The organism is Peribacillus sp. P4_D6, assembly GCF_056401795.1.
In genome coordinates this window covers 36,471-51,304 of record NZ_JBFUIQ010000027.1, presented here as the reverse complement: position 1 = coordinate 51,304, position 14,834 = coordinate 36,471, and the positions used below count along the sequence as shown (strand labels likewise).

General features: G+C 41.8%; 12 protein-coding genes. 2 read left to right on the top strand and 10 right to left on the bottom strand.

The features are described 5' to 3' along the window. Window positions 1-246 precede the first annotated feature (246 nt). Window positions 247-1,482, top strand: a complete 1,236-nt coding sequence (gene pepT, locus AC1DVB_RS11335) for a peptidase T (protein WP_477589271.1) — start codon at window positions 247-249, stop codon at window positions 1,480-1,482. A gap of 64 nt (window positions 1,483-1,546) precedes the next feature. Here the strand turns inward: pepT and AC1DVB_RS11330 are convergent, their stop codons facing one another. Further along, the gene (locus AC1DVB_RS11330) at window positions 1,547-3,616 is read right to left on the bottom strand and encodes a catalase (RefSeq protein ID WP_278089001.1); all 2,070 of its coding nucleotides are present in this window, start codon (window positions 3,614-3,616) and stop codon (window positions 1,547-1,549) included. A gap of 507 nt (window positions 3,617-4,123) precedes the next feature. Continuing rightward, window positions 4,124-5,572 (bottom strand): DEAD/DEAH box helicase, encoded by a 1,449-nt coding sequence (locus AC1DVB_RS11325; protein ID WP_477589268.1) that lies wholly within the window; start codon window positions 5,570-5,572, stop codon window positions 4,124-4,126. Between the two features lie 293 nt (window positions 5,573-5,865). Between AC1DVB_RS11325 and AC1DVB_RS11320 the strand changes: the two genes are divergently transcribed. Beyond that, complete coding sequence (locus AC1DVB_RS11320) at window positions 5,866-6,198, top strand: heme oxygenase (RefSeq protein ID WP_057278265.1); 333 nt, start codon at window positions 5,866-5,868, stop codon at window positions 6,196-6,198. Between the two features lie 59 nt (window positions 6,199-6,257). Here AC1DVB_RS11320 and rlmN read toward each other — a convergent pair whose 3' ends face one another. The 8 genes from rlmN to walK all read right to left on the bottom strand — a co-directional run bounded on the left by rlmN (window position 6,258) and on the right by walK (window position 14,831). After that, on the bottom strand, window positions 6,258-7,325 hold the full coding sequence (gene rlmN, locus AC1DVB_RS11315; RefSeq protein WP_095678798.1) for a dual-specificity RNA methyltransferase RlmN: 1,068 nt from the start codon (window positions 7,323-7,325) through the stop codon (window positions 6,258-6,260). A gap of 81 nt (window positions 7,326-7,406) precedes the next feature. Next, entirely contained in the window at window positions 7,407-7,886 is a 480-nt protein-coding gene (gene rlmH, locus AC1DVB_RS11310; protein WP_034316119.1) for a 23S rRNA (pseudouridine(1915)-N(3))-methyltransferase RlmH, read from the bottom strand. A 372-nt stretch (window positions 7,887-8,258) separates the two neighbouring features. Beyond that, window positions 8,259-8,420 carry a CxxH/CxxC protein gene (locus tag AC1DVB_RS11305; protein WP_065310847.1) on the bottom strand — a complete coding sequence of 54 codons (162 nt, stop codon included), beginning with the start codon at window positions 8,418-8,420 and terminating at the stop codon, window positions 8,259-8,261. A gap of 176 nt (window positions 8,421-8,596) precedes the next feature. Further along, window positions 8,597-9,817: a S1C family serine protease gene (locus tag AC1DVB_RS11300; RefSeq protein WP_187050312.1), complete on the bottom strand. Its 1,221-nt coding sequence runs from the start codon at window positions 9,815-9,817 to the stop codon at window positions 8,597-8,599. Window positions 9,818-10,088: 271 nt separating this feature from the next. Then, window positions 10,089-10,883 carry an MBL fold metallo-hydrolase gene (locus AC1DVB_RS11295; RefSeq protein WP_034316123.1) on the bottom strand — a complete coding sequence of 265 codons (795 nt, stop codon included), beginning with the start codon at window positions 10,881-10,883 and terminating at the stop codon, window positions 10,089-10,091. Window positions 10,884-10,889: 6 nt separating this feature from the next. Further along, window positions 10,890-11,684: a two-component system regulatory protein YycI gene (locus AC1DVB_RS11290; protein WP_454861990.1), complete on the bottom strand. Its 795-nt coding sequence runs from the start codon at window positions 11,682-11,684 to the stop codon at window positions 10,890-10,892. After that, complete coding sequence (locus tag AC1DVB_RS11285; RefSeq protein WP_454861991.1) at window positions 11,671-13,008, bottom strand: YycH family regulatory protein; 1,338 nt, start codon at window positions 13,006-13,008, stop codon at window positions 11,671-11,673. Before AC1DVB_RS11285 ends, AC1DVB_RS11290 begins: the two co-directional genes overlap by 14 nt. Continuing rightward, entirely contained in the window at window positions 13,005-14,831 is a 1,827-nt protein-coding gene (walK, locus tag AC1DVB_RS11280) for a cell wall metabolism sensor histidine kinase WalK (protein ID WP_249594637.1), read from the bottom strand. Before walK ends, AC1DVB_RS11285 begins: the two co-directional genes overlap by 4 nt. Window positions 14,832-14,834 lie beyond the last annotated feature (3 nt).

The window sequence follows — 14,834 nt, the reverse complement described above, 5'->3', positions numbered from 1 at the left end:
ACCTATCATAGAGATGACCACATCACCATTGAAGAAGATGGGTTCGCTACCTTCCCCGTTCATGGAAAAAGCGTATCCGTATGGGCCTTGAATAATCCACTCTAAAAAGAGATAGCAAGGAACGGCATGTCTTTTGCAGATATGCTGTTCTTTGCTGATTACACCACCCAAGAAGATTTGGAAAAAGATAATTTTTCCATTACAGTCAATCATGGTAAGATAAGGGGAAAAGGAGTTGAAGGAAAAGTGAAAAATGAAATCATTGAAAGATTCACTTCTTATGTGAAAGTGGATACCCAATCGAATGAGGAAAATCCCTCATGCCCTTCTACACCCGGACAGCTGACCTTGGCAAATGCATTGGTCAAGGAACTTCAATCCATTGGGATGAAGGATGTGACAATTGATGGGAACGGCTATGTCATGGCAACCTTGCCAGCCAATTCAAATAAGGATGTTCCGACAATCGGTTTCTTGGCCCATGTCGATACAGCAACGGATTTCACCGGAAAAGATGTAAAACCGCAAATCGTCGACAACTATGATGGCAAAGATCTTACTTTACATGAAAAATTGGATGTCATTCTTTCACCTGATGATTTTCCTTCGCTTAAGAACTATAAAGGGCATACCTTGATTACGACGGATGGGACAACCCTGTTGGGAGCAGATAATAAGGCTGGAATTGCCGAAATCATGACTGCCATGGATTATTTGATCAAGCATCCGGAAATCAAGCATGGAAAAATCCGTGTTGCTTTTACCCCCGATGAGGAAATCGGCAGGGGACCCCATAAGTTTGATGTAGATGCTTTTGGTGCCCAATTTGCCTACACCGTGGACGGTGGCCCGCTTGGGGAACTTGAATATGAGAGCTTCAATGCAGCATCGGCCAAAATCCTGATCAAAGGGACGAATATTCACCCTGGTACGGCTAAAGGAAAAATGGTGAATTCGGCAAAAATCGCCATGGAATTCCATAATATGCTCCCAGCGGCAGAAGCACCGGAATATACGGAGGGTTACGAAGGATTTTATCACCTGCTTTCCTTTCATGGTGATGTGGAAGAGACCAAGCTTTCTTACATCATCAGGGATTTCGACCGCCAAAGATTCAATGAACGCAAGGAATATATAACAAAAGGAATCGAAGATTTAAAAGAAAAATATGGGCAAAACCGATTCCAGCTCGAATTACACGACCAATACTTCAACATGAAGGAAAAAATTGAGCCTGTGAAGGAAATCGTGGATATCGCCCATGAAGCAATGGAGAAACTCGATATAAAACCGAAAATCTCGCCAATACGCGGTGGTACGGACGGATCTCAATTATCGTATATGGGCCTGCCAACACCCAACATCTTTACGGGCGGGGAGAACTTTCATGGAAAATATGAGTTTATTTCCGTTGATAATATGATATTGTCCACTAAAGTGATCGTTGGCATTGCATCACTTTTTGAAGAAAAAGCAAAGTAGCTTGATACGAAATATCTATTGAAATAAACCCCCAGACTTCAAGTCTGGGGGTTTTCAATAGATATTAAGCGCGTTTCCAGTGACGGTGCTTGGCAATTGCCTCGATAAAGGCAGAACCGCTATTTTGATCCGTAACAGCTACAATGCCTGAAGCTGGATCATTGGAAATGATGCCTGCCTTCGATAAGATCATGGCCCCTTCTTTTCCCGCACCAATCGCTTTGAAATGATTGTAGGCTTCATCAACAAAGTAAATGGGTTCCTTGGATGCCATTAAAGCATCGACACTCCCCTGCCCCCCTGCCACATATACAGCATCGAAAAGTACCGAATCGGCTGTCAGGAATGTCTGGTTCACCTCGACCTGCTGTCCTTCAGAACTTGTAACCACTCCACGATTATGACTGATGAATTCAGCCGTTATACCTGCCGATTTAAATGATTCCAAGACTTGATTAACCTCTGAACCGTTGAAACCATCTGCAGCCAAGATTGCCACTTTTCTTGTTGCGGCCGTGTTCACTTTCATTTGCTCCTGGCTTAAAGCCGGAGAAGCCAAGTCCATTTGAACCTCAATTTTGTTGGCTGGAGGATTCACGCCCACTCCCATGGCGATCGTTTTGGCCAGTTCAACATCCACATTGCTGAACATCTCGACAATTTGCTGCTGAACATCCTTACTTTTCACTTTTCCCACTTCAAAGTGGAAAGCCTGAATAATATGCTCCTTCTCCACTTCCGTCATGCTATTCCAAAATAGTTTAGCCTGGCTGTAATGATCCTTGAAGCTTTCACTGCGCTGCCGGACCTTCCTGCCATCGACCTTCTCCTGGTAATGTGCATAGCCGCCTTCCCCTTCCGAAGCAGGTTCAGGAGAGTTGCCTGCAAGGGAGTTTTTGTGGTAGCTGACCGGCCCTGGATTTATTGACATCCGGTGCATGCCATCGCGCTGATTATTATGAACGGGGGCAACCGTCCTATTAATCGGTAGCTCATGGAAGTTCGGTCCTCCCAATCTGGATAGCTGGGTATCGGTGTATGAGAATAAACGTCCCTGAAGCAGCGGATCATTTGAAAAATCAATACCCGGTACAACATGCCCCGGATGGAAAGCTATCTGTTCCGTCTCTGCAAAAAAGTTATCCGTATTTTGGTTCAAAACCATTTTTCCGATTATTTTAACCGGGATTTGTTCTTCCGGCCATAGTTTAGTAGGATCAAGGATATCAAAGTCGAATTTGAATTCATCTTCCTCCTTAATCATTTGGACGCCAAATTCAAATTCAGGATAATTCCCGGTATCTATCGCTTCCCACAGATCTTGGCGGTGAAAATCAGGATTCTTCCCTGCAATTTTCTGTGCCTCATCCCAGACAAGGGATTTTACTCCCAGTACAGGCTTCCAATGGAATTTAACAAAATGGGCCACGCCTTGTTCATTTACAAAACGGAATGTATGGACACCAAACCCTTCCATCATCCGGAAACTTCTCGGTATGGCCCTATCAGATAGGTGCCACATGACCATATGTGCCGTTTCTTCATTGTTGGCGACGAAATCCCAAAACGTATCATGGGCAGATGCCGCCTGAGGTATTTCGTTATGAGGCTCCGGTTTAACCGCATGAATTAAATCCGGGAACTTAATGGCATCCTGGATAAAAAATACCGGAATATTATTTCCGACCAAATCATAGTTTCCTTCCTCCGTATAAAACTTTGTGGAAAATCCCCTTACATCACGGACCGAGTCTGCCGATCCGCGGGAACCTGCCACCGTGGAGTAACGAACGAATACTGGTGTCTTGACTGAAGGGTCTTGAAGAAACTTGGCTTTTGTATATTCGGTCATCGGTTCATATACCTGAAAATATCCATGTGCTCCAGATCCACGCGCATGGACAATCCGCTCAGGAATACGCTCATGGTCAAAATGAGTCATTTTTTCACGAAAATGAAAATCCTCCATCAAAGTTGGACCACGGGTTCCCGCTTTCAAAGAATGCTCATCCTCAGAAACACGCAAACCTTGGTTAGTCGTCATCTTTTTCCCATTATCGTCCACTCGATATTGATCCAGCTGCCGCTGCTTACTTTGCCCATTGATTCTTCCGCTTTCATTTGCTTTCGTCATCCCACTCAATCCCTCCATGTCTAAGAATTCAGATTAAATCGCGTTGTTTATTGTCTACAGGGTCGTTGACTTCGACTCCAGGCACTCGCTTTCCGCGGGCGGTCCGTGAGCCTCCTCGGCGCCTTTGCGCCTGCGGGGTCTCCCCTGGACTCGCTTTTCCCGCAGGAGTCCTGCACCTTACGTTCCAATCAACTTTGTTTTAAAATTAGATAAACCCCTTTTTTCTACAAACAGATGTATTTATTGTTTCGAAATAATCGCATTATCCTTCCTCATATACCACTCTGTTTTGACGGTTAAACAGAATTTGGAGAAAGAATCTTAACCTCCTCATAAACAAAAAAACTACTATTTCAGTGAGGACGGATCATTTCGGGGGAGGGCGAATTATCTGTGTGTAGGTCGAATTTTCCCCCGGTAGGTCGAATTCTTCCTGTCCCCAGTTTTGAATAAAAAGAAGCGGGAAGACCGATTTTCGGTCTTCCCGCTTCTTTTTATTCGACATCTTTAGTTCTTAAAGGCCTCTGAAACCTTCAAAAGCTTGCCTTTCACTTTCGTATTTTTCATCACTTTCAAGACAAGCGGTCCCTTTTCATTCAATATTTCCACATAAGAAACATTATCCTGGATCGTAATGATCCCGATGTCCTCTGCATTCACTCCATCAATCTTTGCGATGGTTCCGACAAAATCCACAGCCCTGAGTTTCTTTTTCTTGCCGCCATTAAAATACAGCTTCATGATTTGTTTATTCAATTGTTCACTTTTATCTTTTTTGATTTTTGGACGGGCTTCCAGTTTGGCTTCGAATTCCGTTTTTTTATTGGAAACTTCCTCTTTAGATGGAGCAGTCATCTTAGGGATTTCAAAACCGATATATCCTTGGATCTCGGTAAGGAATTTGTCTTCGTACGGCGTCACAAAAGTAATGGCTTTTCCTTTTTTACCGGCACGGCCCGTTCTTCCCGTTCGATGTACGTAACTTTCCTTTTCCAATGGCAGGTCATAGTTAATTACATGGGTTATATTGTCGATGTCAATTCCACGGGCAGCAACATCTGTTGCAACCAAATAGCGGAATTCACCTCTTCTGAATTCATTCATCACTGCAAGGCGATCTTCCTGAAGCATGCCGCCGTGAATCATATCACACGGATATTCCAGCTCCAGCAGCTGTTCACATACTTGATCCACCCTATCTTTCGTCCGGCAAAAAATGATGCAGCTATCGGGGTTTTCAATGATGGTTACGTCTCTAAGCAGGGAAAACTTATCATCTTCTTTCACTTCTATAAGGGCATGTTCAATTTTCTCCGTCGTTAAACCCTTTGCTTTGATTTCAATATCCAAAGGATCTTTCATATATTGCTTGCATAGTTTTTTTATACTCTCAGGTAATGTAGCAGAGAACAGCATGGTTACTCGATCTTTCGGAAGCTCCTTAATAATGGCTTCCACTTGTTCGATGAAGCCCATATTCAGCATTTCATCCGCTTCATCTATAACTAAATGAGTTAAGCGTTCCAAGGCGAATGTCCCTTTCTCGATATGATCCAGAACACGACCCGGGGTTCCGACGACTACATGGCTTTTTTGTTTCAATTCCGCTTTTTGCAGTGCGAATGGATGCTTTCCATAAACTGCAGTAGCCTTTATCCTCTTAAATCTGCCAATATTCGTAATATCCTCTTTTACCTGCACGGCGAGCTCACGTGTCGGTGTTAGAATAAGCGCCTGAGGCTTATTCTCTTCCCAATCGACCATTTCGCAGATCGGTATGCCGAATGAAGCGGTCTTGCCGCTTCCTGTTTGCGATTTAACGACAAGATCCCGCTTTTTCAGCGCCACTGGAATCACTTCGCGCTGTACTTCGGTTGGACGTTGATATCCCAAGCTTTCTAATGCCCTAACAATTTCATCGCTTAATGTATAATCAGTAAAACTCAATTCATTCATATAACAGCCTCTTTTGTTGTTTAGTATGTTGCTTTATTGTTCCCATAATCGTAATTTCCTTATACAGAGTTCTATTATACGCGATATGCATCGATAAACCTTGTAATATCCAAATTCAATTGTTCTATTTCAATATAATGAAACGTCCGTCTTCATTGAAACAATGTCTTCAATGCCCCATGAATGAAGTTAATCAAAATGGACCCTGCTTCTTTCAATATGCTAAAATATGTATGAAATTGCGGAAATAAAGGGTGTATATTCCAAACCGATGGCCAAAAGGAGGACTCATTATGATAATCGTAACGAATAGAATCAGAGTCAAAAAAGGGATGGGTGCAGTCATGGCCCCAGGATTTACTGCACCAGGTCCACTTGATACGATGGAAGGCTTCGTAAAAGTTGAAGTATTATTAACGCAGAATTTGACGGATCACGATGAGCTTAGCGTTAATATGTACTGGGAAAACCTTGATAACTTTACGGCTTGGAGAAATAGCGATGCATTCAAAGCTGCACATAAACGACCTGAACCAGGTTCCGGTGAAGCAAAAAAAGAATCTCCAATTCTAGGCAGCGAGCTTACAACGTATGAAGTCGCCTCGGTAAAGGAAATAGCTAAATAATGAAATTACACAAAAAAGAGGCCGCAAAATATGCGTCCTCTTTTTGTTTTTTAATGAATTTACTTAGCTTCGGCTTTTTTGATTTGTTTACTTCTAAGCTGACCGCAAGCCGCATCTATATCCGTTCCATGTTCTTGGCGGATTTTACAATTGATGCCTCTCTTTTTCAGCGTATCATAAAACGAGAGAACGGACTCTTTGTCACTTCTTTGGTATTGGCTATGCTCATCTACAGGATTATATGGGATCAGGTTGACATAGAGACGATGTTTTTTGTCATCAAGAAGATCGGCAAGTTGCTCGGCTTCTTCTTTATGGTCATTGACATCTTTCAATAGGATATATTCGATCGTAATTCTCCTATTCGTTTTCTCTAAATAATAATCAAGAGATTTCATCAATTTTTCTATTGGGATGCCTCGGTTTATCTTCATGATTTGTGTCCTGAGCTCATTATTCGGCGCATGCAATGAGATGGCCAGATTCACCTGTAATTGAGTATCGGTGAATTCATAGATCTTATGGGCAAGACCGCTTGTCGAAACAGTAATGCGCCTGCCCGCGATAGCAAGACCCTTATGGTCCATGAGCACTTTCAAAAAGTCTAACATATTTTCAAAGTTATCGAACGGTTCGCCAATACCCATTACAACAACATGGCTTACAACATCACCTTTTTCCAATTTATCAAGATGCAGTTGAACGTTCATGATTTGTTCCACTATCTCCCCGCTGGATAAATCACGGCTTTTGGCCAATAATCCACTTGCACAGAAACTGCAGCCAATATTACAGCCCACTTGGGTGGTTACACAAACCGAAATTCCATATTTATGTCTCATCATAACCGTTTCGATAAGGTTGCCATCCTGTAATTTAAACAGAAACTTGATCGTGCCATCCGCTGCTTCTTGCTTGACGTGCTCAGTCAAAGTCTGGATGACAAAGTGCTCTTCAAGTAATTTTATGCACTCTTTATTAACATCCGTCATTTCAGAGAAACTCGTCACACGTGTTCTATAAAGCCACTCCCAGACTTGGGAAGCTCTGAATTTTTTATGGCCATGGTCCGAAAGCCACGCTGTCAATTGTTCGAATGTTAAACCATAAATGGACTCTTTATTCATTCGTTACCCTCTTTTCATTACAGTAAGATTTAATACTTTAACCCATTACATTAAGGGGAACTCCCCCGGGATCAGTCTCTATCATTTATGATATGGTTCATTTCTATTTATCCGAAAAGCCCGATATATTTGCTCCACAAGAACCAATTTCATTAATTGATGCGGAAAGGTCATTTTCGAGAAGGAAAGGGCATAATCGCTTCTTGATAACACCTCGGTGCCAAGTCCAAGCGACCCGCCAATAATAAAGGCAATTTTACTCTTTCCATACGTGGCGAGCTGATCCATATGAGTGGCCAGCTGTTCTGAGGTAAGCTGTTTTCCATTGATCTCAAGCGTTATTACGTAGGTGTCCGGGCTGACTTTGGCCAGGATTCGTTCACCCTCCTTTTGCTTTACAATGTCCATGTCCGCTGTACTCAGGTTCTCCGGAGCCTTTTCATCCGGTACTTCCACAAGTTCTATATTAGCATAGGCGCTTAACCTTTTTGTATATTCAGCAATTCCTTGCTTTAAGTATTTTTCCTTTAGCTTGCCAACAGTAATAATCGTTATTTTCATATATATCCTCTAGCTTTCATTATGTTTTTACTATCAATTGTTGGATTTGCCTACCTATTATCATACCTTACAGTGACCTATAAGCAAAACAAGCATATCCTTTCCAATTTTTAATGCTTTTATAATAAAAACCGCTGCCCCTGAAAGCGGCAACGGTAACTTTCATTATTGAAGATATTCGGCTGGACTTAGTTCCAATCCGAACAATTATCTTGATTATTCATACTACCTAATGCTTGGATCTAAACGATTCCACCCGCCGCTTTAATCTTCGGAAAATGTTAAGAACAGGTTAAGAACAGGTTACAAACATGTTATCCACAAAAGTTATCCACATATCCACAAAATCTATCCACATCTTGTATGGGAATATTAGTTCCCTACTAGATATATTGCCACGTTTCGACAATATTCACAGGTTGTTGATAACTGATTTTCTTCGGGAACAAGCGTTAAAACAGGATAGGTTTCACATTCGTATACCACTTCATCCAGCGCCATGTCCACGTGTTCCTGACAGCAATATAATTTCATCTTTCATAACTCCTTTCCCATTCATTATTCCCAGTACTTCCATTCCCAATTATCCACAAGTCACTTGAGATTTTTAATTTCGGTATATATCCACAGGTAATCGTAACAAAAAATAAGAAAAGCGCAAGGAAATAGAAAGGACAGGAGGCATTTTCTGCCCCCTGTCCTTTTGTTCTTTAAATTTCGCTGCTTGAAAGCGTGACTTCCGTTGTTTCTTTCTTTCCGTCACGGTAATAAATGATTTTAACTTTATCACCGACTTGTTTTTCATTGTAAAGGTATTTTCTTAATTCCACGACATCATGGATTTTTTCATTATCCATTCCAACTACGACGTCAAATTCCTTCAATCCTGCTTTGGATGCTGGAGAGTTGCTTTGAACGCCTGTTATTGCAACGCCTGAAGTAACTTTCCTTGGCAGCTTTAATGTATTTTGTTGATGGTATTGGGAAATTTCTTCTACAGATGCCAGGTTAACACCCAAGAAGGCACGTTTCACTTCACCAAATTCCTCTATATCATTAATAATCGGGATTACTGAATCGATCGGAATGGAAAGACCGATTCCTTCCACTGCATTTTCTGCAATCTTCATCGAATTTATTCCGATGACCTGCCCTGACATATTAACGAGTGCCCCTCCGCTGTTACCTGGATTAATCGCCGCATCGGTCTGGATGACCTCCGCATTCCAATCCACTTGTCCGTCCTCGTTGATATCTACTTCTATCGTGCGCTCCAAACCGGAGATGATCCCTTGTGTGATCGACCCGGAGAATTGAAGGCCTAATGGATTGCCAATGGCAATGACGGGCTCACCAGGTTTCAATTTGCTGGAGTTTCCGAATTCAGCAATGGTTTTGACTTTTTCACCATTAACGACAATGACGGCTAAATCTGTCCATGGGTCACTGCCTTGTAGTTCAGCTGGCAATTTAGTGCCATCACTTAATGTCACTTCAAGTTCATTAGCTCCTTCAATGACGTGATTATTCGTGACGATATAGGCCTTGCCGCCATCTTTCTTGTAGACGACTCCAGATCCAGTGCCGGCTTCTGCCGAACTGTCCTCGGCGTTGCCCCCTTGACCCCAGAAGTTCGTTTCCTGAATGTTAGTGATGCCGACCACTGCGTCGCTGGCTTTATCAACGGCATTGGTGACGGCACTTGTTACATCAAGAGTAAGGTTTTGCTGGGACTGCTCCGTGGTCCTTCTCTCCGTTGGTTTTTCCGTTGTACTTTCTTTTTCATCGTTATTTAACAGTCCGCTTCCCGGAAAGGCTAATAAAATAAGTAAGGCCCCGATGATGGCGCCCCCCAAGCCTGCTAGAAAATAGCTCGTATGGCTTTTTTTCCGTTTATTTTGGTTCTCATCATTCTGATCATAATAACCCAAGACCGCCCCATCCTCTCATTTTAGTAATGTATTATAGCAATTCTATTGTTTGGTATCCTCCCTCAATTATACTCAATTACCGAAATTTTTCTAAAAAAATGCATGCTGAATTTAAGGGGCAACATAAAATTGACTAATATCAGCCCTTTTCCTTTTACCTATACAGTTCTAACCAAACGATACCCCTTTTAATCCGATTCGTAACTTACGAATCGAAATTTTTAAAAATAAAAAAGGAATGAACAAGGTATCCCTCATCCATTCCTTTCATTTATAATGTAACAAGTTCCGTTGGTCTTTTCGGGTCAGTATCATATAAGGAAAATTGTTCACCCACGATGATCCCCTTTGTCTTTAACGTCTGTTCCACCGACATTCTTGCTAGATCCTTCATATTGTTATCAAGGCTTAAGTGGGCCAGGTAAATCCGCTTGGTCTTATCACCGGCCACTTCGCTCATTGCAAGGGCAGCGTCTTCATTACAAACATGTCCGACATCACTTAAAATCCGGCGCTTGATGCTCCATGGATATTTTCCCATCCTCAGCATGGACACATCATGGTTACTTTCGAATACATAAGCATCGGCATTTGAGATGATTCCTTTCATCCGATCGCTTACGTACCCTGTATCGGTAATGACCACAAGTTTCTTATCTTCATGATGAAAGACGTAAAACATCGGCTCTGCCGCATCATGTGAAACGCCGAAAGATTCTATATCAAGGCTGCCGAACGTTTTGACCTGTTCCATTTCAAATGTGAATTTTTGTTCGGTTGCAATTTCACCGATCGATCGCTCCATGGCATTCCATGTTTTTGCATTCGCATATATCGGGAGTTTATGTTTTCTGGCAACTACGCCAAGACCTTTAATATGGTCGCTGTGTTCATGGGTAACAAGGATACCGGATAGCTTGGACATATCACGGCCTATATCCTGAAACAATGCTTCCAGGGCTTTACCGCTTAAGCCGGCATCGACGAGGAATGATTGATCCTCCGTTTCCACGAAAAAGGCATTTCCTGTACTCCCGCTTGCGAGAACACTAAAATGCATTGTCATCTATACTCACTCCAGTATTTTTTCTTCTGTATTCAATTCAATGACCTCTCCATCAAAAGCATTCACGAAGAGATCCGTTTCGTCATCAATGACCACCCACCATGTTGGCACAAGTAAATGTGACACAGATGTCGTCTGCAGCGAATTGTAATATCCCAATTTTACATTCGTGACGTTACTTTTGGGATCAATATCACCATTCTGATATAATGCTCCGATAGCATTTACAGCAGATGTCAATACTTTAGGTTTATTGAATTTTTCGATCCCCTCTAAATACATTTGTTCATAGGAAACGACTTCACCCTTCTTGTTCAGATATAAAGTGACCTTCCCTTTACTATTATTATAAAACATCTTTTTATCTGCCACTTGATAGCAGGTGATGGTCTGGCTTATTTCATCATAGCTCCAAAAACGATATTCATTTCCTTTTAATATATACTCCTTCAGGAATATATCAAGGTCTGCAGCATTAATTTCCGATTTCATGCCAACCGGTGTTTTAAATGTACCAACAAGCTTCTTATCATCGATGATCTTTGCTTTTTGATTTTTCAGGTACTGTATATCTTTCTTCTCGAAAGTCTTGCTTTTGGCAATCAGGAATTGATCCGACTTTTGTTTCGGAAGTGGGGTCTCTATTGAAATCTCATCTTCTTTCAACAGTTCTTCCGTTGATGACTCCGTGAAACTTTCATACTGGGAGTCATTAATCTTTTCCAGGAATTGATAAAGAAGAAAAATATTCAAAACGAAGAAAACCATGATGAAAATCGACTTTGTATTATTCCAATCCACTTTGATCGCCTCCCGTATCTTCATCAAAAGGCACAATAAACCATTTATCGCCGATACGATAATACCAAGTGGGCTCGAGTGTAACTAGAGTTACAAGTTTGGAATCGAGGGATTTATTCAGTTTATAGCCAATCGAGATGTCCTCCACACTTTTGAAATCGATATTATCTTTCGATTTCAGCTGATTAATTACTTCTATACCGCTTTGTAAAGTCTCTGGCGATCCTACTGACGGGAGGACTGAGTCAAGTGAAAAGTATGGGCGGTCATAGCTATAAATTTCTTCTTTCCCCCAAATTTGCTCGATTTCTGTCATTCCAGATTCATTGAAGGTCGGATAACCATTTACGAATAAACGGAATACCACTCGTTGTTCATTCTCCGACATATAGGCAAAGCGGTAATTGTTATTTTCCCAACCGGCATGATCATTGATGAAATCGATGCTTTTTTGCAAAAGGTCACTGGAACTGTCAAATAACTTGCTCTTTTGTGCCGGATTTATATAAGAAATTAAGTAATTCTCTTTATTGACCGTCATAAGTCTTGTTCCATCCGTATATTCCTCACCGACCGAAACCGATTCCTGGCGAACGAACTTCGGAAAACTAAATAACGCATTTTTCAAGTTTCCAATATCCAAATAGTCAATATAATATTCAAGTTTGTTGATTTCCACTGGGTTTTCCGGGACGAACAGCGTCCTTTTGCTGTTTATCGTTTCAGCAACGTATTCAGGATGCTTATCATAGGAACCCCTATAAAATGAATCCATGAAATTCCTTAGCTTTTTAGAATCGACCAAACCTTGATAAATCTTCCTCCGATCGTAGGAAACAAAATAAACGGCAGATTCATTACCGCTGATATCCTTTTGTTTAATGATGATTCGATCAAACGAAAATTTAGGCACTTCCTTATCCCTTATATTCAATACCGTTTTATAAAGAGAGATGGGGATATCATCGGAGAATTCGATTTCGATCGATCCATCTTCATGAACAAAATCGTCAAATTTCCTTTGCAGCCTGTTTACGGATATCTCTTTTAGGCCTCTAAAACGCCATTGTAAAAATTCATTTTCCATTTCATTGATTTCTACTGGGCTGGAAGTCTGGAAATGCTGCCCATTGCCATGGAAAAGGATACTGACTGGTTTAATGACATCACTGACAATCTGGACATCGCTTTTAATCTTTATAAATTCCGACGATTGTTCAAATGGATCATACTCAGGCTCGTACGTCCAAATGCTCCATGTCAAAAATATGCTTGTCCCAACCAAAATAATCAGTATGATACTTTTTGCACGTTCAAAATTCATGACCAATCATCCTCTTCTTCCTGTTCGTAAGGAAGTGTAAAGAACACGGTAGTTCCTTTTCCATCCACACTTTCCGCCCATATTTTCCCGCCATGCGCCACGACCATCTCTTTTGCAATCGCTAAACCAAGCCCTGTCCCGCCTAAGTTACGGGCCCTTGCTTTATCCACACGGTAGAAGCGGTCGAAAATTTTATCAATGACGTTTTTCGGGATACCCACGCCTTGATCTGTAATGCTCACAATGATAAAGCCATCAGATGCCCTGACGCGGAAAGTCACTTGACCCCCTTCAGGTGAGTACTTTAATGAGTTGGAGATTACATTATAGAGAACCTGGGTAATTTTATCTTCATCAATATCCACAAAATAAGCTTCCTTCGGCAAATCACGCTTAAACGTGATGTCATCATTTTTCGACATTTCAAAACGATCGATGATGTGGTCATAGAATTTATTGAAATTCACCCAGCCGGTTTTAAGCCTGTAATCTTTACTGTCCATTTTCGAAAGCTGTAACAGATCATTAACAAGCCTGATCATTCGCTCCGTTTCATTTTGAGTCACACTTAAAAACGATGGAGCGATTTCCTCGTCCTTCCATGCACCTTCAGCCAATGCCTCCAGGTAACTTCTCATCGTCGTTAGCGGAGTTCGCAGTTCATGTGATACATTGGCAACGAATTCCCTGCGTTCGCTCTCGATTTTTTCCTGCTCTGTTATATCATGCAAAACAGTGATCAAACCATTAACGAATCCCGTTTCCTTTTGAATGACCGAAAAATTCCCCCTCAAAATGAAAGGCCGGTTTTTTTTGCTGTAATCAAGGATAATGGACTCTCGCTCTTCCAATAAATCCTCAAATTTATATTCTTCTTCAAGACCCAAAACCTCAATGATCGGTTGGTTCATGACGGTTTCACTCGAGACATTCAATAATTGTGCCGCCGGTTCATTAATCAAGTTCACCCGACCGCGCCTGTCCGTTGAAATTACGCCATCCGTCATATTGGCAAGGACAGATGAAAGCTTACGCCGCTCTCCTTCTGTGCTTGATTGCGACTCTTGGAGTTTTTTGGTCAAATTATTGAAAGTGACGGCAAGCTGGCCAATTTCATCATCGCCATATACCCTGACTTTTCTGGAGAAATTCCCTTTTGCCATCACCAGGGCCTGTTTTCTCATATCAGACATGGGTCTGGTGATCGTTCGTGCGAGCAAGATCCCCAAGATGGCCGTAATGACCAAAGCGATGGCCGTACCCGTCATGAAGATGCTATTGATTTCATCCATCTGCTCAAAGACATTCTCCATCTCGGCTATTACATAGACGGCGCCAATGACCTCCCCATTTGCTTCAACGGGTGTCGAAAGGACCCAGAGCCTCCTGCCTTTATCGCGAAATACATCACTATCTTCTTTTCCAAAAGTGAGCGTATTCTTGATAAGGACCTCTGTCGTTTTCTTCCCTACAATATCCTGGTTACCTGGGGCTGAAGTTCCGATCACGCGTCTGCTGCGGGTGTCGATGACACGTACTTCCGAAATATCATTCGATGAATTATCCCGGTCTTTCAATATCGCATCAATCGCTTCTTCGAGGGTCGGATCTTCCTCTCCCCTCTCTTTTTCCATTTCTTCACCAATACTGTAGGTAAGCAGGTTAACGTGACCTTTTATTGATTTCGTAAAGTTCCCAACAAGATTTTCTTCCAATTCCCCAACAAAATATACCCCGATTATTTGCATCGCCACGAAAATGAGCAATACATAAATCAGAACAAATTTAAAATGAATTGAGCGAAAAAAACCAACCTTTTTCATAGA

Excerpts from the sequence above, each read along its gene's own strand:
- AC1DVB_RS11330 (WP_278089001.1), bottom strand. The coding sequence starts at position 3,616 with ATGACGAAAGCAAATGAAAGCGGAAGAATCAATGGGCAAAGTAAGCAG.
- AC1DVB_RS11325 (WP_477589268.1), bottom strand. The coding sequence starts at position 5,572 with ATGAATGAATTGAGTTTTACTGATTATACATTAAGCGATGAAATTGTT.
- AC1DVB_RS11320 (WP_057278265.1), top strand. The coding sequence starts at position 5,866 with ATGATAATCGTAACGAATAGAATCAGAGTCAAAAAAGGGATGGGTGCA.
- rlmN (WP_095678798.1), bottom strand. The coding sequence starts at position 7,325 with ATGAATAAAGAGTCCATTTATGGTTTAACATTCGAACAATTGACAGCG.
- rlmH (WP_034316119.1), bottom strand. The coding sequence starts at position 7,886 with ATGAAAATAACGATTATTACTGTTGGCAAGCTAAAGGAAAAATACTTA.
- AC1DVB_RS11305 (WP_065310847.1), bottom strand. The coding sequence starts at position 8,420 with ATGAAATTATATTGCTGTCAGGAACACGTGGACATGGCGCTGGATGAA.
- AC1DVB_RS11295 (WP_034316123.1), bottom strand. The coding sequence starts at position 10,883 with ATGACAATGCATTTTAGTGTTCTCGCAAGCGGGAGTACAGGAAATGCC.
- AC1DVB_RS11285 (WP_454861991.1), bottom strand. The coding sequence starts at position 13,008 with ATGAATTTTGAACGTGCAAAAAGTATCATACTGATTATTTTGGTTGGG.
- walK (WP_249594637.1), bottom strand. The coding sequence starts at position 14,831 with ATGAAAAAGGTTGGTTTTTTTCGCTCAATTCATTTTAAATTTGTTCTG.